Source organism: Bacillus sp. FSL W8-1202, assembly GCF_038006165.1.
Classification (GTDB): domain Bacteria; phylum Bacillota; class Bacilli; order Bacillales; family Bacillaceae; genus Bacillus; species Bacillus subtilis.
The window spans coordinates 1,043,783-1,063,474 of sequence record NZ_JBBOUR010000001.1; the positions used below are offsets into that span (position 1 = coordinate 1,043,783).

Annotated in this window: 20 protein-coding genes and 1 pseudogene; 4 read left to right on the top strand and 17 right to left on the bottom strand. The window is 43.5% G+C overall.

Annotation, left to right across the window (positions count from 1 at the left end; all coding sequences use genetic code 11):
• Positions 1-150: 150 nt before the first annotated feature.
• On the top strand, positions 151-2,220 hold the full coding sequence (locus NSQ09_RS05360) for a thioredoxin domain-containing protein (RefSeq protein ID WP_017695813.1): 2,070 nt from the start codon (positions 151-153) through the stop codon (positions 2,218-2,220).
• On the opposite strand, the gene NSQ09_RS05365 is transcribed toward NSQ09_RS05360, so the two are convergent.
• Positions 2,217-3,116 carry a CPBP family intramembrane glutamic endopeptidase gene (locus NSQ09_RS05365; RefSeq protein WP_015250787.1) on the bottom strand — a complete coding sequence of 300 codons (900 nt, stop codon included), beginning with the start codon at positions 3,114-3,116 and terminating at the stop codon, positions 2,217-2,219. The two genes, NSQ09_RS05360 and NSQ09_RS05365, sit on opposite strands and share 4 nt — an antisense overlap.
• 226 nt (positions 3,117-3,342) lie before the next feature.
• On the opposite strand from NSQ09_RS05365, the gene NSQ09_RS05370 reads away from it, so the two are divergent.
• The gene (locus NSQ09_RS05370) at positions 3,343-4,698 is read left to right on the top strand and encodes an MFS transporter (RefSeq protein WP_041337895.1); all 1,356 of its coding nucleotides are present in this window, start codon (positions 3,343-3,345) and stop codon (positions 4,696-4,698) included.
• 33 nt (positions 4,699-4,731) lie between these two features.
• On the opposite strand, the gene NSQ09_RS05375 is transcribed toward NSQ09_RS05370, so the two are convergent.
• The 11 genes and pseudogenes from NSQ09_RS05375 to NSQ09_RS05425 all read right to left on the bottom strand — a co-directional run.
• On the bottom strand, positions 4,732-5,286 hold the full coding sequence (locus NSQ09_RS05375; RefSeq protein ID WP_041336710.1) for a sugar O-acetyltransferase: 555 nt from the start codon (positions 5,284-5,286) through the stop codon (positions 4,732-4,734).
• A gap of 15 nt (positions 5,287-5,301) precedes the next feature.
• A complete protein-coding gene (locus NSQ09_RS05380; RefSeq protein WP_015250784.1) occupies positions 5,302-5,682 on the bottom strand; it encodes a VOC family protein in 381 nt (126 codons plus the stop codon).
• 55 nt (positions 5,683-5,737) lie between these two features.
• Positions 5,738-6,673: a transcriptional regulator CcpB gene (ccpB, locus tag NSQ09_RS05385; RefSeq protein ID WP_017695815.1), complete on the bottom strand. Its 936-nt coding sequence runs from the start codon at positions 6,671-6,673 to the stop codon at positions 5,738-5,740.
• 59 nt (positions 6,674-6,732) lie between these two features.
• Positions 6,733-7,491, bottom strand: a complete 759-nt coding sequence (gene xth, locus NSQ09_RS05390) for an exodeoxyribonuclease III (protein WP_041336712.1) — start codon at positions 7,489-7,491, stop codon at positions 6,733-6,735.
• A 62-nt stretch (positions 7,492-7,553) separates the two neighbouring features.
• Entirely contained in the window at positions 7,554-7,793 is a 240-nt protein-coding gene (gene rpsR, locus NSQ09_RS05395) for a 30S ribosomal protein S18 (RefSeq protein ID WP_003219224.1), read from the bottom strand.
• Positions 7,794-7,836: 43 nt separating this feature from the next.
• Positions 7,837-8,355 (bottom strand): single-stranded DNA-binding protein SsbA, encoded by a 519-nt coding sequence (gene ssbA, locus NSQ09_RS05400; RefSeq protein ID WP_003219228.1) that lies wholly within the window; start codon positions 8,353-8,355, stop codon positions 7,837-7,839.
• Positions 8,356-8,395: 40 nt separating this feature from the next.
• Complete coding sequence (gene rpsF, locus NSQ09_RS05405) at positions 8,396-8,683, bottom strand: 30S ribosomal protein S6 (protein ID WP_003244064.1); 288 nt, start codon at positions 8,681-8,683, stop codon at positions 8,396-8,398.
• Between the two features lie 110 nt (positions 8,684-8,793).
• On the bottom strand, positions 8,794-9,894 hold the full coding sequence (gene ychF / locus NSQ09_RS05410) for a redox-regulated ATPase YchF (protein ID WP_003242727.1): 1,101 nt from the start codon (positions 9,892-9,894) through the stop codon (positions 8,794-8,796).
• A 126-nt stretch (positions 9,895-10,020) separates the two neighbouring features.
• Complete coding sequence (locus NSQ09_RS05415; RefSeq protein ID WP_014481509.1) at positions 10,021-12,024, bottom strand: molybdopterin-dependent oxidoreductase; 2,004 nt, start codon at positions 12,022-12,024, stop codon at positions 10,021-10,023.
• A gap of 50 nt (positions 12,025-12,074) precedes the next feature.
• Positions 12,075-12,281 (bottom strand): DUF951 domain-containing protein, encoded by a 207-nt coding sequence (locus tag NSQ09_RS05420; protein WP_003226838.1) that lies wholly within the window; start codon positions 12,279-12,281, stop codon positions 12,075-12,077.
• Between the two features lie 108 nt (positions 12,282-12,389).
• Positions 12,390-12,638: pseudogene (locus NSQ09_RS05425) on the bottom strand (hypothetical protein); the annotation flags it as partial.
• Between the two features lie 464 nt (positions 12,639-13,102).
• Between NSQ09_RS05425 and yyaC the strand changes: the two are divergent.
• Positions 13,103-13,720, top strand: a complete 618-nt coding sequence (gene yyaC / locus NSQ09_RS05430) for a spore protease YyaC (protein WP_003243890.1) — start codon at positions 13,103-13,105, stop codon at positions 13,718-13,720.
• Positions 13,721-13,758: 38 nt separating this feature from the next.
• On the opposite strand, the gene spo0J is transcribed toward yyaC, so the two are convergent.
• The gene (gene spo0J / locus NSQ09_RS05435; protein ID WP_341030624.1) at positions 13,759-14,607 is read right to left on the bottom strand and encodes a stage 0 sporulation protein Spo0J; all 849 of its coding nucleotides are present in this window, start codon (positions 14,605-14,607) and stop codon (positions 13,759-13,761) included.
• The gene (gene soj, locus NSQ09_RS05440; RefSeq protein ID WP_003219244.1) at positions 14,600-15,361 is read right to left on the bottom strand and encodes a sporulation initiation inhibitor protein Soj; all 762 of its coding nucleotides are present in this window, start codon (positions 15,359-15,361) and stop codon (positions 14,600-14,602) included. Before soj ends, spo0J begins: the two co-directional genes overlap by 8 nt.
• Positions 15,362-15,608: 247 nt before the next feature.
• Between soj and NSQ09_RS05445 the strand changes: the two genes are divergently transcribed.
• Complete coding sequence (locus NSQ09_RS05445; RefSeq protein WP_015250779.1) at positions 15,609-16,049, top strand: PH domain-containing protein; 441 nt, start codon at positions 15,609-15,611, stop codon at positions 16,047-16,049.
• Positions 16,050-16,099: 50 nt separating this feature from the next.
• Here the strand turns inward: NSQ09_RS05445 and noc are convergent, their stop codons facing one another.
• From noc to mnmG, 3 genes are all read right to left on the bottom strand, one after another.
• Positions 16,100-16,951 (bottom strand): nucleoid occlusion protein, encoded by an 852-nt coding sequence (gene noc / locus NSQ09_RS05450; protein WP_003226829.1) that lies wholly within the window; start codon positions 16,949-16,951, stop codon positions 16,100-16,102.
• Between the two features lie 121 nt (positions 16,952-17,072).
• On the bottom strand, positions 17,073-17,792 hold the full coding sequence (gene rsmG / locus NSQ09_RS05455) for a 16S rRNA (guanine(527)-N(7))-methyltransferase RsmG (RefSeq protein WP_015250777.1): 720 nt from the start codon (positions 17,790-17,792) through the stop codon (positions 17,073-17,075).
• A gap of 13 nt (positions 17,793-17,805) precedes the next feature.
• A complete protein-coding gene (gene mnmG, locus NSQ09_RS05460; protein WP_144453903.1) occupies positions 17,806-19,692 on the bottom strand; it encodes a tRNA uridine-5-carboxymethylaminomethyl(34) synthesis enzyme MnmG in 1,887 nt (628 codons plus the stop codon).

Here is a 19,692-nt window from a genome sequence, read left to right on the forward strand (position 1 = left end):
AAAAACGTTATTCGCATTTATCTCAAGTGGCAAAATGAAACATTAGTTTATATTTTCACATCACAATTATCGATAAGCAGTCAGTTATTGTATTTGTTTAGGATAACTGTGGTAACCTGAATATAACCAACTTAGGAAGAAGCTGATCCCATGCCAAACAAAAGCAAACCCAATAGATTAATCGCTGAAAAGTCTCCTTATTTACTCCAACACGCCCACAACCCCGTTGACTGGTTCCCGTGGGGGGAAGAAGCATTTGAAAAAGCAAAACGCGAAAACAAGCCGGTTCTGGTCAGCATCGGTTATTCGACTTGTCATTGGTGCCACGTGATGGCTCACGAAAGCTTTGAAGACGAAGAAATCGCGCGTCTTCTCAATGAACGGTTTGTGGCGATTAAAGTCGACCGGGAAGAGCGGCCGGATGTGGATTCTGTTTATATGAGAATCTGCCAGCTGATGACCGGGCAGGGCGGCTGGCCGCTGAATGTGTTTATCACGCCTGATCAGAAGCCGTTTTACGCGGGTACATATTTTCCAAAGACGAGCAAATTCAATCGTCCCGGTTTTGTTGATGTGCTTGAGCATCTGTCTGAGACGTTTGCGAACGACCGTGAGCATGTCGAGGATATTGCGGAGAACGCCGCTAAACATCTGCAGACCAAAACAGCCGCCAAATCAGGCGAAGGCCTTAGCGAGTCAGCGATTTCCCGGACATTCCAGCAGCTTGCCAGCGGGTTTGATACGATCTACGGCGGTTTCGGGCAGGCACCGAAATTTCCGATGCCCCATATGCTGATGTATTTGCTTCGTTATCATCACAATACGGGGCAGGAGAACGCTTTATACAACGTGACGAAAACGCTGGACAGCATGGCGAATGGCGGCATTTACGATCATATCGGCTATGGGTTCGCCCGCTATTCGACCGATGACGAGTGGCTCGTTCCCCACTTTGAAAAAATGCTGTACGACAATGCTCTGCTGCTGACCGCTTATACAGAAGCCTATCAGGTCACGCAAAACAGCCGCTATAAAGAGATTTGTGAGCAGATCATTACGTTCATTCAGAGGGAAATGACCCATGAAGACGGAAGCTTTTTCTCTGCTTTAGACGCGGATACAGAAGGAGAAGAAGGAAAGTACTACGTGTGGTCAAAGGAAGAGATTCTAAAAACGCTCGGAGACGATCTCGGAATGCTGTACTGCCAAGTGTATGACATCACTGAAGAAGGAAACTTTGAAGGCAAAAATATTCCTAACCTCATTCACACAAAGCGAGAACAAATCAAAGAGGATGCCGGGTTAACCGAAAAAGAGCTCAGTCTCAAACTCGAAGACGCAAGACAGCAGCTCTTGAAGACACGCGAGGAAAGAACCTATCCCCATGTCGATGATAAAGTGCTGACCTCATGGAACGCGCTGATGATCGCGGGTCTTGCGAAAGCGGCAAAGGTATACCAGGAGCCGAAATATCTCAGCCTAGCGAAAGACGCCATCACATTTATTGAAAACAAATTAATCATCGACGGCCGTGTGATGGTCCGATATCGTGATGGCGAAGTGAAAAACAAAGGCTTTATCGACGATTACGCTTTTCTCCTATGGGCCTATCTCGATCTCTATGAAGCTTCGTTTGATCTTTCTTATTTACAAAAAGCGAAGAAACTGACAGACGATATGATCGGCTTATTTTGGGATGAGGAGCATGGCGGATTCTACTTCACCGGACACGATGCTGAGGCCTTAATCGTCCGGGAAAAAGAAGTGTACGACGGCGCCGTGCCTTCCGGAAACAGTGTGGCAGCCGTTCAGCTGCTTCGTCTTGGACAAGTCACAGGCGACTTATCACTAATTGAAAAAGCAGAAACGATGTTTTCCGTGTTCAAGCCAGACATCGACGCGTATCCGAGCGGCCATGCTTTCTTTATGCAAAGTGTGTTAAGGCATCTGATGCCTAAAAAAGAAATCGTGATTTTTGGAAGTGCAGACGATCCAGCCAGAAAACAAATCATAACGGAGCTTCAAAAAGCCTTTAAGCCTAACGACTCCATTCTGGTGGCAGAGCAGCCCGTGCAATGCAAAGACATTGCACCATTTGCAGCAGACTACCGCATCATAGACGGCAAAACAACCGTGTATATTTGTGAAAACTTCGCCTGCCAGCAGCCGACAACGAATATCGAAGAAGCCATCCAAACGTTAATAAGCAGCAGGGATTAAGACCCTTGCTGCTTACTTTTTGATTTCTTATGGTACCATAAAGCGATCCCCGCAAACACAAGATTGACCGCTATCGTAAAGAAAGCCTCCCACATCGGGTTCCCCCGCGTAACCGTAAAGAGAGAAGGAATTCCTCCATACACACTGTTTTTTTCTGTAATAAACATACACAAAAACATATTATTCGCGGCATGGGCGCCAAGTGATATTTCGATGCTTCCAGTTTTAATCGTGTAATAGGTCCACACAAAACCAAATGTTAAATACTCAATTCCTGCCCAGACAGCGCCATTGTTCATTTCTGGATTCGCAAAATGCAATACGCCAAACAATCCTCCGACAATCAGTGTCAAAAATAGAGGATTTTTCGTCAATCTCCCGAAAGCTTGAAGCAAAAATCCCCTGAAAAACAGTTCCTCAGCTGATGTCTGAATCGGAACCAAAATGAGGGCAGCCGCTAGCAGCCAGATAAAGCGTGAGGCATTAAACTCTTGCATTGAATAGCTATCAGGATGAATCGCAAAATCAATCAATTGTACGGCGATCATCAGCAAGAAATAAGCAATAAAGCCAAAGGAAATTCTCCGCCAATTCATCTTTGAATTTGGTGTAATCACAGTTCGGAAAGGCCGCTTCAAAATAAAGCGCACAGCCAGCCAAACTCCCGGAATGGCGAATAAATAAATCACATGGGACAAATAAAGATCTACGAGGGGATCACTCAGCACAGCTTCATCCAAATCAAACGTGATATTGGGATTCACAATAACCGTGAACAGTATAGCGAAAAGGTAAGCTATATTCCCGAATACATATAACCCTACCATCACCAAAAAAGCGAAAAAATATCTCCACAACGTATTGTTTCCTTCTATAGGACGGATAAATGAATTCATTCCTTCTATGTCTCTTCCTTTCAATGAGAATATTACTATATATTTGCATAAATTGGTCTATGAATCTACTGTTTTGGAAATCTTTTAAGCAAAATTAAAATATAAAGTGTGAATTTAGTTCTTCCATCTAGTGATTTGAACTCTGTTGCCAATGAACCAAGATACTTATAATAGTCCTAAGAGGGGAATTTTCAGTCTTTTCTTACTACTCAAAAGGGGGTTTTTTATGAATACGATCTTCAAACAAAAGAATACACATCCTTTCTCAAACGCAGCGAATCGTTTAGACCGCCTTCCGATTTCACGCGTTCATTTCCAAGTGTTAACCGCTCTCGGCATTGTTTATTTCTTTGATCTCGCAGATTTATTTACCCTCAGCAATGTAGCGCCGGCACTGATCGAGCATTGGGGCATCCCGCTTTCAACTATTGCTAACGTAACGGCTGCTTCGTTTTTAGGCATGTTTTTAGGCGCTTCACTGGGCGGACGGCTGTCCGATCGAATCGGCCGCAAAAAAGCCTTAAATCTATTTGTCTTTGTTTTCTCAATCGCATCGCTATGCAATGCTGCGGCATGGGACATTCCATCTTTAATGACATTCCGTTTTCTCACCGGATTTGGCGTTGCAGCCGCCATGGTTATTACGAATAGCTATTTGGCGGAATTTTTCCCTTCAAGTGTACGTGGAAAATATATTTCTTTTTGTGCCATGATTGGATTGATCGGGGTTCCGATCACCAACATTGTGTCTGCCTTTGTCATTCCTCTTGGTTCATGGGGATGGAGGCTAGTATTTGTATGGGGTGCCGTCGGCCTTATTTATTTTTTCTTCATCCGCCGTCTGGAAGAGTCACCTCGCTGGCACGAAAATCGGGGGGAATATGCGAAAGCCGATGCGATCCTCAACCGAATTGAGGCACAGGTTGAAAAGGAGAAAGGCCCGCTTCCGGCAGCATCCCAGCCTAAAGTAAGCGAAACTGTTAAGCAGCATACGGGTTACGCAGGCTTATTGAAAGGCAGAAACCTCAAAATCACCATCGTATTATCTGCTGTATGGATTTTTGAAACGTTTGGGTTTTACGGATTTGCCTCATGGGTTCCAAGCCTGTTAAAAAGCAATGGTGTCACCATGGAAAATACATTGTGGTATAACGTATTGCATTCCGTCGGCGCTCCGCTTGGCGCACTGCTCGGCTCCATGATTTCTGAAAGATTTCAAAGAAAATGGATTTTAGCTGCGAGTGCGTTTCTGACGGCCATCGCCGGGCTCTTATATGGTATGACTTTTATTCCCATCATGATCATTGTATTTGGTTTTATCGTGAATATCACAGAACGGGTCTTTACCTCGAACTTATACGCCTATACATCTGAACCTTATCCGACTGAATACCGCTCGTCTGGCAGCGGTTTAGCCTATGGTCTTGGCCGTTTTTCAAACATTTTTGGCTCATTGCTTGTCGGATTTATTGCCGTTCAGCTCGGCTATATCAGCGTCTTCTTATTTATTGGGGGCTGCTGGCTCGCATGCTCCTTGCTGTTAATCTTCTTCGGTCCTAATACGAATGCGAAACAGATTTAAAAAAGTCAGTGCGGATCTGCCGCACTGATCTCATTACAATTGCTTCAAAATCCTCGCGGGGTTTCCGCCTACAACAGTATTAGCGGGTACATCCTTAGTGACAACAGATCCAGAAGCAATCACTGCGTTATCACCGATTGTCACTCCCGGGTTAATCACCGCCCGGCCTCCAATCCAAACTTGATCTCCAATTGTCACAGACTTACCGAACTCCTTCCCGGATTTCCTTTCGATCGGATCAAGAGGATGACCGGCCGTGTAGATATGTACACCTGGCGCAATCAAACAATGACGGCCGATACGCACCTCACACACATCTAAAATGACACAGTCAAAATTAACAAATGTATGATCTCCGATATGAATGTGATAGCCATAATCACAGCGGAATGTCGGCAAAATCGTGACTTGATCCCCAACCGAACCGAGCAGCTCCTTCAAAAGCTCTGTCCGCACTATATCATCTTCCGTTGTTTCGTTATATTGTCTAATCAGCTGTCTCGCATGCTTGCGTTCTAGTAATAGTTGTTGATCTTCCGAATTGTATAATTCTCCGGCTGCCATTTTTTCTTTTTCTGTCCTCAGCATTTAAGTCACTCCATGTCAGATTGTAATCTCGATCAAATTTCCTTCATCATCCTCAATCACACTTTCATAGTAGCCGTCTCCTGTTGTCCGCGGGCCGTTGACGACGGCAAAACCATCCGCCTTCAACCGAGCAGTCAGTTCATCCACTTTCTCCCGGCTCCCAACGGAAAAGGCAATATGTGCCCAGCCTGTCATTGTTTGTGAGGGCGGATCGGTCACATTTCCTTTTTTCATAATCTCCAGCCTTGCTCCGGAACCAAACGTAATAAAATAAGACTTAAAATCTTTTTTCTCATTATGATACAAATCATTCGCTTTGCCATTAAAATACGTTTCATAAAAAGACTTCATTCGCTCTAAATCATTAACCCAGATCGCTGTATGTTCAATCTGCATTTCTTCCTCCTCCTTCGCCTTCAATGAAGTTATAAGGTATGAAATGCATTTCAGTTCAAGCTTTTTTCTTAAATTTGTGCTGAATTTTAATATCAGCGGGTTCATCCTGCAAAAATAGAGAAAATGCTGCGATGCCGAGCTGCTCAAGATTCAAATCAAGCGACGGAAAACCAAGAACACGGCTGATAGAAGTATTCCCCTCGCCTATGATTTCAACATCCCAATTATTCTTTTTGGCAAATAGATGAATTCCAGCTGCCACTTCATCACTATTTGCATAAATAGCAGTCGGAACCCGCCCGCTCATATAAAAATGTTCAGCTGCCAGCTCACCATCATTCATATCGTTGCATCCGGACAGCATATGGCGGTCTTCCAACCTTCCGCAGACAGCTTTATAGGCCGCAGCTTTATCAGCCGTGCTCGGGCTCCTATCAGCTCCTCTGACACACGTAAAAGCAATATTCTCATGTCCGCGGCTCTTTAAATAGCGAAAGCTCTCTGCATAAGCAGCTTTTCTGTCATTAAAAGCACAAGGTACATCAATATCTCCGGTATCCTCACAAGCGATGACCGACCCATATTCCTGATAAGCTAAAATGCTGTCCCAATGATTGGCGCGGGAAGTAATGATGAGACCGTCTATTTTCTTCGTTCTTAACAGCTCTAAATATTTGATTTCAATATCGGGGTTATAATTGGTGGGGAGAAGGGTCGTTGCATACTCATGCTGAAAAGCCGCCTTGGTGATTCCGTTAACGATTTTATCAAAGCAGGGATGATCGCTATAAGGCAGAATCACACCGACCGTATGGGTTTTCCCGCGAATGAGATCGATTGCGGTTCGATTTGGTGTATAATCCAATTCCTTCATGACTTGATGAACAAGCTTTCTCTTTTCTTCAGACACATACGGATGATGATTCAATACACGCGAAACAGTCGAAACAGATACATTTGCCAGTCTTGCGATCTCTTTTATATTTGCCATCTCTTTCTCCTTTTTCATATAAAAAAAGCAGTAAGTGTAAAATCCTTACTGCTATCTCATCATATATTGATGATAAGTTCAACAGGACAATGGTCGGAACCCATGACATCCGCTGATATGCTGGCATCTTCAATCTGTTCCTTAAGGCTTTCAGAAACAACAAAATAATCAATGCGCCATCCAATATTTCTGTCCCGGGCACCGGCACGATACGACCACCAAGAATAAGCGCCTTCAAGATCAGGATAAACATGACGAAAAGAATCAACAAAGCCAGCTTCTAAGAAACGAGTGAATGCCTCTCTTTCTTGATCTGAAAATCCAGCGTTATTCCGGTTCGCCTTTGGATTTTTCAAATCAATCTCCTGATGGGCTACATTCAAATCACCGCATAAAATCACTGGTTTTTTCTGATCCAATTCAAGAATATAAGACAATAAAGCCTCTTCCCATTGCATGCGGTAATCAATCCGCTCTAATCCCCTTCTGGAATTGGGCGTGTAAACAGTCATCACATACACGTTTTCAAATTCCAGCGTAATCACTCTGCCTTCTTGGTCATGCTCTTCTACTCCGATACCGTAGATGACCTGCAGCGGTTCTTGCTTAGAAAAAACAGCTGTGCCGGAATATCCCTTTTTCACTGCATAATTCCAGTACACATGATAGCCTTCAGGCTGGAGATCAACCTGGCCGTCCTGTATCTTCGTTTCCTGAAGACATATAATATCTGCATCCTCTTCTTTCAAATAAGAGAGGAAATCCATTTTTCTCATCACAGCCCGCAGGCCGTTTACATTCCATGAAATCAACTTCATGTTTCATCCCCCCCCATAAAAAAGAGCAAGAACCCGAAGGTCCTTGCTCTTTACGCATCAGCTTACTCACCGCTTACGTATGGAAGTAAAGCCATTTGACGTGCGCGTTTGATCGCTGCAGTCAATTTACGTTGGTATTTAGCGTTTGTTCCAGTTACACGACGTGGTAAAATTTTACCGCGCTCAGAAACAAACTTTTTAAGAAGATCTACATCTTTGTAGTCGATGTGCGTGATACCGTTAGAAGTGAAATAACACACTTTACGGCGTTTCGCACGACCGCCTCTGCGTCCTCCTGCCATTGTCATTTCCCTCCTTTCTTTTTCATTTTAGGTGATAATCACATTAGAATGGAAGATCATCATCCGAGATGTCAATCGGTTTGCCGTCGTTGGCAAATGGGTCATCATTAAAGCTGTTCCCCTGATTGCGTCTCTGGTTGTTTTGATTTCCCCCAAATGGATTATCATTTTGGCCTCCGCCAAAGTACTGGCCTCCGCCGCTGTTTCCTTCGTTGTATCCACCTGAACCAGAACCGCCGCCGTTTTTCGGCTCAAGAAATTGAACACTTTCAGCTTGGACCTCTGTCACGAAGACACGCTGTCCTTGCTGGTTTTCATAGTTTCTTGTTTGTAAACGGCCATCTACGCCTGCAAGGCTTCCTTTTTTCAAGAAGTTTGCAACGTTTTCGGCTTGTCTTCTCCAAGTGACACAATTAATGAAATCGGCCTCACGTTCTCCGGACTGGTTCGTAAATGTACGATTCACAGCAAGAGTAAACGTAGCAACAGCCGCACCGTTTGGCGTATAACGAAGCTCTGGGTCTTTTGTCAGTCTTCCGACTAATACAACTCGGTTAAGCATAAGAAAGACCACCTTTTACCATTATATATTTCAAAATTGCTTATTCTTCTTCTTTAACAACAATGTGGCGAATGATATCGTCACTGATCTTAGCTAGACGGTCAAATTCTTGAACTGCCGCAGCGTCAGATTGAACGTTTACGATTTGGTAGAAACCGTCGCGGAAATCGTTGATTTCGTAAGCAAGACGACGTTTACCCCAATCCTTTGTTCCAGTGATCTCCGCACCGTTAGAAGTCAGAACGTTGTTGAAACGCTCGATAACTGCTTTTTTAGACTCTTCGTCAATGTTTGGGCGGATAATGTACATAACTTCGTACTTTCTCATCTGTTTGCACCTCCTTTTGGACTAAGCGGCCCATAATGGGCAAGGAGCAATAATTCTATTACTCACAATTTTATATTATACCAAAGCTCTTGTCCCTTTACAACTGCATCCTATACATTAAATCGGAAATGAATAACATCTCCGTCTTGGACCACATATTCTTTCCCTTCAAGGCGGACTTTTCCTGCCTCTTTAGCTCCTGCCATACCGCCGCCCGCAAGAAGATCCTCATAAGCAACTGTCTCAGCACGAATGAAGCCCCGCTCAAAGTCACTATGAATAATTCCTGCACACTCAGGTGCTTTCATGCCTTTTTTGAATGTCCAAGCTCTGACTTCCTGTTCTCCGGCTGTGAAATATGTTGCGAGGCCGAGAAGAGAGTAAGACGCTTTGATCAGCTGATCAAGACCTGATTCTTGAATGCCCAGCTCTTCCAAGAACATTTGCTTTTCTTCGCCTTCAAGCTCAGCGATTTCAGATTCGATTTTTGCACATACAACGATAACTTCTGCGTTTTCGCCGGCAGCGTACTCGCGAATCTTCGCTACATTTTCATTGCCAGATGGATCAGCAACTTCATCTTCACTTACGTTGGCCACGTACAAAATAGGCTTCGAAGTCAGTAAATGGAGCTGCTTCACAAGCTTTTGCTGCTCCTCAGTGAATTCTACAGATCGAGCAGGCTTTTCACTCTCAAACGCTTCTTTCAGTTTAGATAAAATCTCAAACTCAAATACAGCGTCTTTATCTTTTTGCTTCGCAAGCTTGCTGACGCGTGTAATCCGCTTTTCAACCGTTTCCATATCAGCGAGGATCAGCTCAAGGTTGATCGTTTCAATGTCATCAATCGGATCAACCTTTCCGGAAACGTGTGTAATGTTGTCATCGGAAAAAGCACGGACAACGTGGCAAATCGCGTCAACTTGGCGAATATGAGATAGGAACTTGTTGCCGAGTCCTTCTCCTTTAGATGCGCCCTTTACAATCCCTGCAATATCAGTGAATTCAAAAGCAGTCGGCACAGTCTTCTTCGGGTTGACCAGCTCAGTCAGCTTTTGCAGACGATCATCCGGCACCTCTACAATTCCCACGTTCGGATCAATTGTACAGAACGGGTAGTTGGCTGATTCGGCACCGGCCTGTGTAATTGCGTTAAATAGTGTTGATTTTCCGACGTTCGGCAAACCAACAATTCCAGCTGTTAAAGCCATTCTTTCATCTCCTCTATATAAAACCGTCATTGTATGAGTGTATTTTGAACCTAGAGCAATTATAAGGAGGTTCACTGGAAAAGACAAGCTGACAAAAAAGCATTTTCAACCTGCCAATCCCTTTGATTATGCTTTTTTCAAGCCTACTAAACAGTCAAAAAGCGTACTTCCCATTCCATTATCAGAATTTGTATCATTTGTCAGTGCATTGACTGACCCTCCAAAAGCCGCCCACATGCCTTCATCTATATTAATCGTCTTCGCATGAGCCTGCTTCATCACTTTCACCTTGCCCTTCAAGCGTCCGCGGTCATTAAAGATGACAACCTCGTCTCCATCCTGAAGATTCTGCTCAGCAGCTATATCTGGAGAAATATCGACCTGAACGTGCTGAAGCTTTTCAATAAACGGCACATGCTGTGAATGGTTGGAACGCTGCGGATGAATGGATAACAGCGTATAAGGGTACTTTTCAGCTAACTCCTCATTATGGAAAACAGATTCTTCGGGCACATTTAATTGAAGCGAGCCGCTAAATCCTTTTTGCTCAGCTAGCGACGAAGTAAATTCAAATTTTCCACTCGGCGTCAAAAACTGATAATCATCCCACGGCACCTGTTTTACTGGAAGAGGGAGGTGGCCTTTTTCTTTTAAACGCTCAAGTGTCACATCCTCTGCTTCCAATGAGGAAAGCCCCATCTCTAAAAATTCTTGAGTGCTGTATTCAAACAGCTCGCCAAACCCAAGACGTTTTGCAAGCTCTGACCAGATCCAGCTGTCCGATTTCGCTTCACCCTGCGGCTCCACAAGCTTCTTCCCGTACTGAACATAATGATGATACATACTGGAATAGTAGATATCTTCTTCTTCAAAAACAGTGGCAGTCGGCAAAACATAATCACACAGCTCTGCGGTATCCGTCATAATGGAATCAATCGCGACCGTCATTGGAACCTTTTCAAATGCTTGTCTCACCTTATTTGTATTCGGCACCTGAGTCAGCGGATTTCCGCACGTCACAATAATCATCTCAATCGCAGGATCAGCAGCGGTCAACACTTCTTCAGCCTGTGTCATCATTGAAAAAGAACGGGATGTTGTTTTTAATTCCGGCAGCGTCAGCTTTGTTTTTGCAAAGCTCTCACCAATCTGGACATTTCCGAAATTCGCGCCGCCGCCCTTAATTCCGACATTTCCGCTTGCCGCAACGAGTGCATCAATCCAACGAATCGTTCCCCCGCCGTTTTTATAACGCTGCATGCCAAGCCCCATAAAAGTAGACACCGGACCATCAGCATACAAAGCGGCCAGATACTCCAGGTCCTCCATAGAAGTTTCTGTTTTCACAATAAACTCTTCCAGAGAAACGGTCTTCAAAAGCTCTTTCACATCATCAAAACCGACAGAGTGCTCAGAAATAAACGTTTCATCCGTTCTTCCCGTCTCAATCAGAACTTTCAAAACGGCTGCCGCAAGCCAGCCGTCCATTCCTGGCTTTACAGAGATATAGCGATCGGCAAGCTTGGCAGTCGGATTGAAGATCGGATCAATCACCGTAATTGTGGCGCCCTTCTTTTTCACCTGCTGCAAGTGGTGGTATAAGTGCATATTTGTTCTGGATACATTTCTTCCCCACACAACAACATGCTTGCTGTTGTAAATATCAAGCGGTCCGTGACCGTACGAACGGCCAAAATCCCAGCTTTGCGCCTCGATACCGGAGCCCCAGCATATGCTTCCGACGATTTCGGTCACGCCGCCATATCCATTAAAAAAACGCTGATCAAGCGCTTTTAACAGACCGTTATTCGCATAATCATGGCTGTGCAAAACAGCAGTCGTCTCCGACGTTTCCTTGATTTCCCGAAGTTTATCGGCAATTTCATCAAGTGCCTGCTCCCAAGAAATCCGCACAAACTCGCCATTTTGTTTTTTCATTGGATAGCGAAGCCGATCAGGCGAATTTGTTTTTGTCTCAAGCATTCTGCCGCGGCCGCAGATTTTACCTTCCGTAATCGGATGGTTTGGATCTCCGTCCACTTTTGTTACCTTTCCATCATCAACAGTCACCAAAAAGCCGCAGCTGTCCCAACAATTCAGCGGACATGCCGACTGATGCACTTTGCTCATCGCCGTCTTCTCCTTACCTTCTATATGAAAAAGCATGAGTGTCGGCCTATTTATGAAGTAGGCTCCTCATGCTTGACTAGTACTTTTTTTAGTTTTCTTTCAAATTCTCTTCTCGGAATCATCACACTGTGAGAGCATCCCTCACACTTAATTCGAATATCCATTCCCATGCGTATAATTTTCCAGCTGTTCGCTCCGCATGGATGCGGTTTTTTCATTTCTACGATATCATTCAGGCCAAAGTCTTTATCCGCCAAGACCCTTCACCTCTTTTCCTAAACTGCTGTATCTATTGTACAAAAAAACTGATCATAAGAGCAATCAAGATACCTGAAAAGAAATACATCCTCTTATTTCCATTTACTCAAAATAGGATATAAGAGCAGACAACCCATTAAATGCTCCAGAACCGGCAGAAAATGAGTGGATTGAACCTTAAAACTGATTTTCATCACAATATAAGACGAGAAAATGAACATGATTGTAAACAGCACAATAGCAAGTCCGCTTTCCGCCCCAAAAAACTGCCATATCTCCTGACCGCTCGCATATCCGGCCCCGATCAGGCTCCCTAATATGAGCAGCATCCACTTCATTCCGGCTCTCCACAACACTATCACCTCATAGACAAAGTTCAGCTTGTTCCCGTTATTGTTACTATATAAATAAAAGAAAGCAAACATGCCATATTTTCATAGACATTTAAATACAAGGTGAAATTATCATACGAAATACACATAAAAAAAGACTGCTAATACGGCAGTCTAAAAAGAGATATTTATTTGTTTGTCCGCGCGGAATGAAGAAGTGCACTTCACTCTTCACTTTTTTATAACCATTCCTACCTATTCAAGTGTTTCATAAGCAGACCATTGCTTGATCATGATCGAAGCAATGGGGGACAATACTTGTAATCGCCCACTAACCATTCATATCATGCCCTCTACTTTTTTAAAATCTCCGGTGCCATACACAAAGCATAAAAAACCGTACTGCTGGATATACTGTAAACAACCTTACATAACGAAACACACACCATAGCAATTCTGTTACCTACTATAACAAGGAAGTGAAACCCATGAATCGAAAAGGCGGGCTTTTTTCCTCTCAGGAACGAGTAAAGCAATATGTTTCACATACAGATGCTGCAGCGGCAAAACAAATCCAAACCATCCTTTCTTCATCCCTACGTAAAGCTGCCGGCAAACCAATTGTTGTGGTTTGTATCGGAACAGACCGTTCAACCGGTGATTCATTGGGCCCGCTCGTAGGAATGAAACTCAAACAGATGCAGCTCACCAGATTCCATGTCTACGGAACCTTATCTGACCCCGTCCATGCTGTGAACATGAAGGATAAAATCAATGACATTCATAAATTACATAAAAACCCATTTGTTATAGCAGTCGATGCATGTTTAGGCCGCGTTAAGAGTGTGGGTTCATTTCAAATCGGGGACGGGCCATTAAAGCCCGGAGCCGGTGTACAAAAAGACCTTCCTGAAGTGGGAGATCTTCATATTAACGGAATCGTGAATGTTAGCGGTTTCATGGAATATTTTGTATTGCAAAATACAAGACTCAACTTGGTCATGAATATGGCCAATGTTCTCGCGGAAGGATTGAGTTTAACAGATCGGACAGAGTGGAGGCAAGAACGCCTTAACCCGTTGCAAAGGCTCACTGGGCGCATATAAAACAAAAACCATCTTCGCTTGAAAGATGGTTTCTTCATTTACGATTCTCGTTCAGACAAAAGCTCTAAAATCCGGTCAAGGTCTTCATTAGAGAAAAATTCAATTTCGATTTTGCCTTTTTTCTTCTGTCTTTTAATATTAACTGTTGTTCCAAAATAATTTTGGAGATAGGATTCCCGTTGTTTTAGAACCGCATCTTTCACAGGTTCTTTTTTCTTTGTTTCACGTGGAACATTCTGATTCAACTGCTGAATCAGCTGCTCAAGCTGGCGAACATTGAGCTGCTCCGCAATCACTTTTTGTACCAGCGGTTCAAGCTTATTTTTGTTTTTCAAGCCAAGAAGCGTGCGTCCATGTCCCATAGAAAGCGTACCTTCGGCAATAAGCTGCTGAATATTTTCTGGCAGTGTCAGCAGTCTTAAATGATTCGCAATATGCGGTCTGCTTTTCCCAAGACGTTTGGCAAGCTGCTCTTGCGTGAGGTCTAAGTGTTTCAACAAGGAGTCATATGCCTGAGCCTCTTCAAGCGGAGATAAATCTTCACGCTGAAGGTTTTCTAATAAAGCAATTTCCCTCATTAACGCCTCTGATAATTCACGGACAATGGCCGGAACTGTATCTAAACCTGCCAGCTTTGCCGCTCGAAAACGCCGTTCACCCGCAACAATATCATAGCCTTTTAAAGATTTTCTGACGATAAGCGGCTGAAGAATGCCATGCTGCAGCACAGATTCTTTTAGTTCAGCTAATGCCTCGTCATCAAAGTGTTTTCTTGGCTGATAAGGATTAGGGCGTAAATCGGCAATTTTAATTTCTTCAACTGTCTCTTCAGACAAATCTACCTGATTAAATAACGCATTAATCCCTTTTCCAAGGCCTTTAGCCATTCGCAGCCACTTCCTTTGCTAAATCTAAATATACTTCCGCACCTCTTGACCGCGGATCGTATAAAATGATGGGTTTTCCGTGACTCGGTGCCTCACTCAGACGGACATTACGCGGAATAACTGTCTTATATACTTTATCCCTAAAATACTTTTTAACCTCTTCAATCACTTGAATGCCAAGGTTTGTCCGGGCATCAAGCATTGTCAGCAATACACCTTCAATCATTAAATCAGTATTCAAATGCTTTTGCACAAGACGTACTGTATTTAATAACTGGCTGAGACCCTCCAAGGCATAATATTCGCACTGTACAGGAATCACAACGGAATCCGAGGCAGTAAGGGCGTTAATCGTCAGCAGGCCCAATGACGGCGGACAATCAATGATAATATAATCATAATTTTGCTTTACTGCTTCAAGCGCTCTCTTCAATCTCACTTCTCTTGATATTGTAGGAACCAGCTCGATTTCAGCCCCTGCAAGCTGAATCGTCGCAGGAATCACATCCAAGTTCTCTACTGTCGTTGCTTTAATAATATCTATTACATCTGCATCATCTACTAAAATATCGTACACACACTGCTCTACATCGGCTTTTTCAATCCCTAATCCGCTTGTCGCATTTCCCTGCGGATCAATATCTACCAGCAGAACCCTTTTCCCTATGTAAGCCAAACATGCCCCAAGGTTGACAGACGTCGTTGTTTTGCCGACCCCGCCTTTTTGGTTCGTAATTGCTATGATTTTTCCCACGATGTCACCTACTTTCACATGAACATGTACTATCTTGCTTCTATTCTATCAAAAAAAGATTAAAGCGTTTCATTTTTTTCATCATTTTGTTCCGAATCAGAAGGGAAATAATTGAAAATTCAAGCACGCTTTATGCTTTCTCTTATAAATTCTGCAATTTCTATGTTTTTTTGACTTAAAAAAGGAATTTCTTAAAGAAAAAAAGAAGAAGTCACAGTACAGAACGTGGAAACAGGATGGTGAGAAAATGGTTTATCAAACGAAGAGAGATGTACCCGTTACGCTGATGATTGTGTTTCTCATATTACTGATACAAGCAGATGCCATTGTTCCTTTTGTGCTGGGAAATATGAGAGTTTCCGGCTGGATCATTTTTATTCTGCTGACTCTTTTAAATGGACTCATCATTTGGAGCTTTATTGACCTAAAATATGTATTGAAGGAACACCATCTGATCATTAAAGCCGGATTGATCAAACATCAAATTCCTTATGAAAAAATCGATAAAGTCGTTCAAAAAAAGAAACTATGGTCCGGTTTTCGTCTGATCGGCTCTCGCCATGCCATCACAATATATTATCAGGGGGGATGGGGACATGCAGTAATTTCACCGCAAAAATCTGAAGAGTTTATCCACAAACTCAAAGAAAAGAATTCTAATATAATAATTTTCACTAAAAGTAAGTGATTACCTTTTATTGAAAATATAAAAAGCTCTCCTGTTTTTCAGGAGAGCTTCTATTTTGGTATGCGAATCGTTAATTGAATATATTCTTCAAATTCTTCTTCTTCTGTATTCAATTTTACACCGCTGTCTTCCACCATTGATAGTGACTGGCGAATCGTGTTCATCGCAATTCTTGTATCTCTGCTGAATGCTTTGCGTCTCGGCTTTGGTTTTCTCTGGCCTTGCTCCAGCATTTTCACCACGCGGTCTTCCGTCTGCTTTACATTTAAACTTTTCTCAATAATCTCTGTGAGCAGTGTGACTTGGAGCTCAGGCTGTTTCAGCGGAATCAGCGCTCTGGCATGGCGCTCGGTGATTTTCTTCTCCATAATCGCCTCTTGGACCGGCTGAGGCAGCTTTAATAACCGAAGCTTATTCGCGATTGTAGACTGCCCTTTTCCTAAGCGCTGTGCGAGTGCCTCCTGTGTTAAATCATGCAGCTCAAGCAGCCTAGCATAAGCATGCGCTTCCTCAATAGAAGACAGTTCTTCCCGCTGCAAGTTTTCGATTAACGCCACAGAAGCGGTTTCCGTGTCGGAAAAATCCTTAATAATTGCCGGAATCTTTTCCCACTCAAGCGATTGCACCGCTCTCCAGCGTCTTTCACCTGCAATGAGTTCGTATTGGCCTTCTTCTTCTGTATGCCTTACAACAATCGGCTGAATAATGCCGTGTGTATGAATGGTCATTGCTAACTCTTTGATTTTTTCATCTGAGAAAATGGTGCGTGGCTGAAAACGGTTGGGAACGATAGCATTTACCGGTATTTCCAGAATCTCTTCTTTGTTTGTATCATGTTCAGCAATCTCCGGCTCCTGTTCCTTCTCACCAAGCCCGAAGAAACGAGAGAATGAATGCTTCATGTACCTACACCACCTTTAAAAACTGCCATTTTTATAATTCTATTTTCTCATGGTTTTTCCTGCTGTACATCCATCAATTTTGATGAAAATATGATGGTATTGTCATATCAGGCTGTCTAAATTACCCTTCAATTGGCGATTTATTAGGAGTTCCCGGTTTTCTTGGATACTTCTTAGGTGTATTTTTTATTTTGCGTATCACCATAATATTACGATCGCTTTCTTCAATAGGCAGCTTAAAAGAATGGATATTCTCAAGTTCTCCTCCAAGCGTCGTGATTGCTTTTTTGCCTGCATTCAGTTCTTCTTCAGCTGATGCGGCTTTTAAAGCAACAAATAAACCGTTTTTCTTCACCAGAGGCAAGCAAAGCTCACTCAAAACAGATAATCTCGCAACTGCTCGCGCTGTCACAATATCATAGCTTTCACGCACGTCTTTCCGTTGCCCGAACGTTTCAGCTCTGTCATGGCAGAATGTTGTATTCTCCAATTGCAAAGCCTCAGATAACTTTTCTAAAAACGTGATCCGTTTATTCAGTGAATCCACGATTGTAACATTGAGGTGCGGAAAGCATATTTTTATCGGCAGACTTGGAAAACCCGCTCCCGCTCCGACATCACAAATCGTGTTCACCTGATTGAAGTCGACATAAAAAGCAGCTGTAATGGAATCATAAAAATGCTTTAAATACACTTCTTTTTTCTCTGTTATTGAAGTCAGATTGATTTTTTCGTTCCATTCAACCAGCATGTCGTAATACAGCTCAAATTGCTCCAGCTGACGGGGAGAAAGGGAGATCCCTTTTTCCGCCAAACCAGAAGTGAATTCTTCAATATTCATGCCGTCATCCTTTCTATTCGGCTATCTTCGCAATGCGTCCCTGCTCTAAATACACCAATAGAATTGAAATGTCCGCCGGGTTTACACCGGAAATGCGGGAAGCTTGGGCAACAGACAAAGGCCGTACATTTTTCAGTTTTTGACGCGCCTCGGTCGCAATCCCCTTAATTGCGTCATAATCAATTCGGTCTGGAATTTTTTTATTTTCCATCTTCTTCAGTTTTTCCACTTGCTGAAGAGATTTTTCAATATATCCTTCATATTTCACTTGGATTTCTACTTGTTCTGCCACGTCTTGAGGAACTGGCACTTCTGGCGGCGCCAGTTTTGTGACTGTTTCATAGTTCATTTCAGGACGCTTCATCAAGTCTGTGCCGCGAACTCCATCTTTCAATTCGCTTCCGCCAAGAGAACGGATATATTCTTGATTTTCCGGAGACGGCTTGATAATTACAGAATGAAGACGTTTTTTCTCCGCCTCGATCGCCGCTTTTTTCTTCTCAAAAGCCGCATAGCGCTCATCAGAAATCAATCCAATGCGGTGTCCGATTTCTGTCAGACGCAAATCAGCATTGTCATGGCGAAGCAGCAATCTGTATTCCGCACGTGATGTCAAAAGACGATATGGCTCATTGGTACCTTTTGTCACAAGGTCATCAATCAGAACACCAATATAGGCGTCAGAACGGCTTAAAATCACTTCTTCTTTTCCAAGCGCTTTTCGTCCTGCATTGATTCCCGCCATAATCCCTTGTCCCGCAGCTTCTTCATAACCGGAAGTTCCGTTAATTTGGCCTGCAGTGTAAAGGTTTGTGATTTTTTTTGTTTCAAGTGTCGGCCAGAGCTGTGTCGGTACGATTGCATCATACTCGATCGCATAGCCGGCTCTCATCATTTGCACGTTTTCAAGTCCAGGAATCGTTGCAAGCATTCTTTGCTGTACGTCTTCTGGAAGACTTGTAGATAAACCTTGGACATAGACTTCCTGTGTATTTCTGCCTTCCGGCTCAAGGAAGATCTGGTGACGCGGTTTATCATTAAATCGTACAACTTTATCTTCAATGGATGGGCAGTATCTTGGGCCCGTACCTTTGATCATACCGGAATACATCGGTGAACGGTGCAGGTTGCTGTCAATAATCTCATGTGTCTCAGGGCTTGTATATGTCAGCCAGCAAGGGAGCTGATCTGTGATATATTCCACTGTTTCATATGAAAAAGCGCGAGGCACATCGTCACCAGGCTGAATTTCCGTTTTGCTGTAATCAATCGTGTCGCTTTTAACGCGAGGCGGCGTACCTGTTTTAAAACGAACAAGGTCAAAACCGAGTTCCTCCAAATGCTCAGAAAGCTTAATAGAAGGCTGCTGGTTATTCGGGCCGCTTGAGTAAGACAGATCGCCAAGAATGATACGTCCTCTTAAATATGTCCCTGTCGTCATGACAACTGCTTTCGCACGATAATATGCGCCTGTTTGTGTAATAACGCCTCGGCATTCGCCGTCTTCAACGATCAGCCGCTCCACAATTCCTTGCAGCAATGTTAAGTTTGGTTCTTTTTCAAGCGTATTTTTCATTTCGTGCTGATATTGGAATTTGTCTGCTTGCGCACGCAATGCACGAACCGCAGGACCTTTTCCTGTATTCAGCATTCTCATTTGAATATGTGTTTTATCGATGTTTCTTCCCATTTCTCCGCCGAGCGCGTCAATTTCGCGGACGACAATCCCTTTTGCGGGGCCGCCGACAGACGGATTACATGGCATAAATGCAACCATATCTAGGTTGATGGTCAAGACAAGCGTTTTGGCGCCTTGGCGTGCAGATGCGAGGGCAGCCTCAACACCGGCATGCCCGGCGCCAATCACAATCACATCGTATTGGCCTGCTTCATACCCCAT

What these genes read in the sequence shown, in the direction of transcription:
- rpsF (WP_003244064.1), bottom strand. Translation starts at nt 8,683, where the DNA reads ATGAGAAAGTACGAAGTTATGTACATTATCCGCCCAAACATTGACGAA.
- mnmG (WP_144453903.1), bottom strand. Translation starts at nt 19,692, where the DNA reads ATGGGGTATGAAGCAGGCCAATACGATGTGATTGTGATTGGCGCCGGG.
- yyaC (WP_003243890.1), top strand. Translation starts at nt 13,103, where the DNA reads ATGAATCGAAAAGGCGGGCTTTTTTCCTCTCAGGAACGAGTAAAGCAA.
- rsmG (WP_015250777.1), bottom strand. Translation starts at nt 17,792, where the DNA reads ATGAATATTGAAGAATTCACTTCTGGTTTGGCGGAAAAAGGGATCTCC.
- ychF (WP_003242727.1), bottom strand. Translation starts at nt 9,894, where the DNA reads ATGGCTTTAACAGCTGGAATTGTTGGTTTGCCGAACGTCGGAAAATCA.
- xth (WP_041336712.1), bottom strand. Translation starts at nt 7,491, where the DNA reads ATGAAGTTGATTTCATGGAATGTAAACGGCCTGCGGGCTGTGATGAGA.
- NSQ09_RS05380 (WP_015250784.1), bottom strand. Translation starts at nt 5,682, where the DNA reads ATGCAGATTGAACATACAGCGATCTGGGTTAATGATTTAGAGCGAATG.
- NSQ09_RS05445 (WP_015250779.1), top strand. Translation starts at nt 15,609, where the DNA reads ATGGTTTATCAAACGAAGAGAGATGTACCCGTTACGCTGATGATTGTG.
- ccpB (WP_017695815.1), bottom strand. Translation starts at nt 6,673, where the DNA reads ATGGCAAATATAAAAGAGATCGCAAGACTGGCAAATGTATCTGTTTCG.
- NSQ09_RS05415 (WP_014481509.1), bottom strand. Translation starts at nt 12,024, where the DNA reads ATGAGCAAAGTGCATCAGTCGGCATGTCCGCTGAATTGTTGGGACAGC.
- NSQ09_RS05365 (WP_015250787.1), bottom strand. Translation starts at nt 3,116, where the DNA reads ATGAATTCATTTATCCGTCCTATAGAAGGAAACAATACGTTGTGGAGA.
- spo0J (WP_341030624.1), bottom strand. Translation starts at nt 14,607, where the DNA reads ATGGCTAAAGGCCTTGGAAAAGGGATTAATGCGTTATTTAATCAGGTA.
- ssbA (WP_003219228.1), bottom strand. Translation starts at nt 8,355, where the DNA reads ATGCTTAACCGAGTTGTATTAGTCGGAAGACTGACAAAAGACCCAGAG.
- NSQ09_RS05370 (WP_041337895.1), top strand. Translation starts at nt 3,343, where the DNA reads ATGAATACGATCTTCAAACAAAAGAATACACATCCTTTCTCAAACGCA.
- NSQ09_RS05360 (WP_017695813.1), top strand. Translation starts at nt 151, where the DNA reads ATGCCAAACAAAAGCAAACCCAATAGATTAATCGCTGAAAAGTCTCCT.
- rpsR (WP_003219224.1), bottom strand. Translation starts at nt 7,793, where the DNA reads ATGGCAGGAGGACGCAGAGGCGGTCGTGCGAAACGCCGTAAAGTGTGT.
- NSQ09_RS05375 (WP_041336710.1), bottom strand. Translation starts at nt 5,286, where the DNA reads ATGCTGAGGACAGAAAAAGAAAAAATGGCAGCCGGAGAATTATACAAT.
- noc (WP_003226829.1), bottom strand. Translation starts at nt 16,951, where the DNA reads ATGAAGCATTCATTCTCTCGTTTCTTCGGGCTTGGTGAGAAGGAACAG.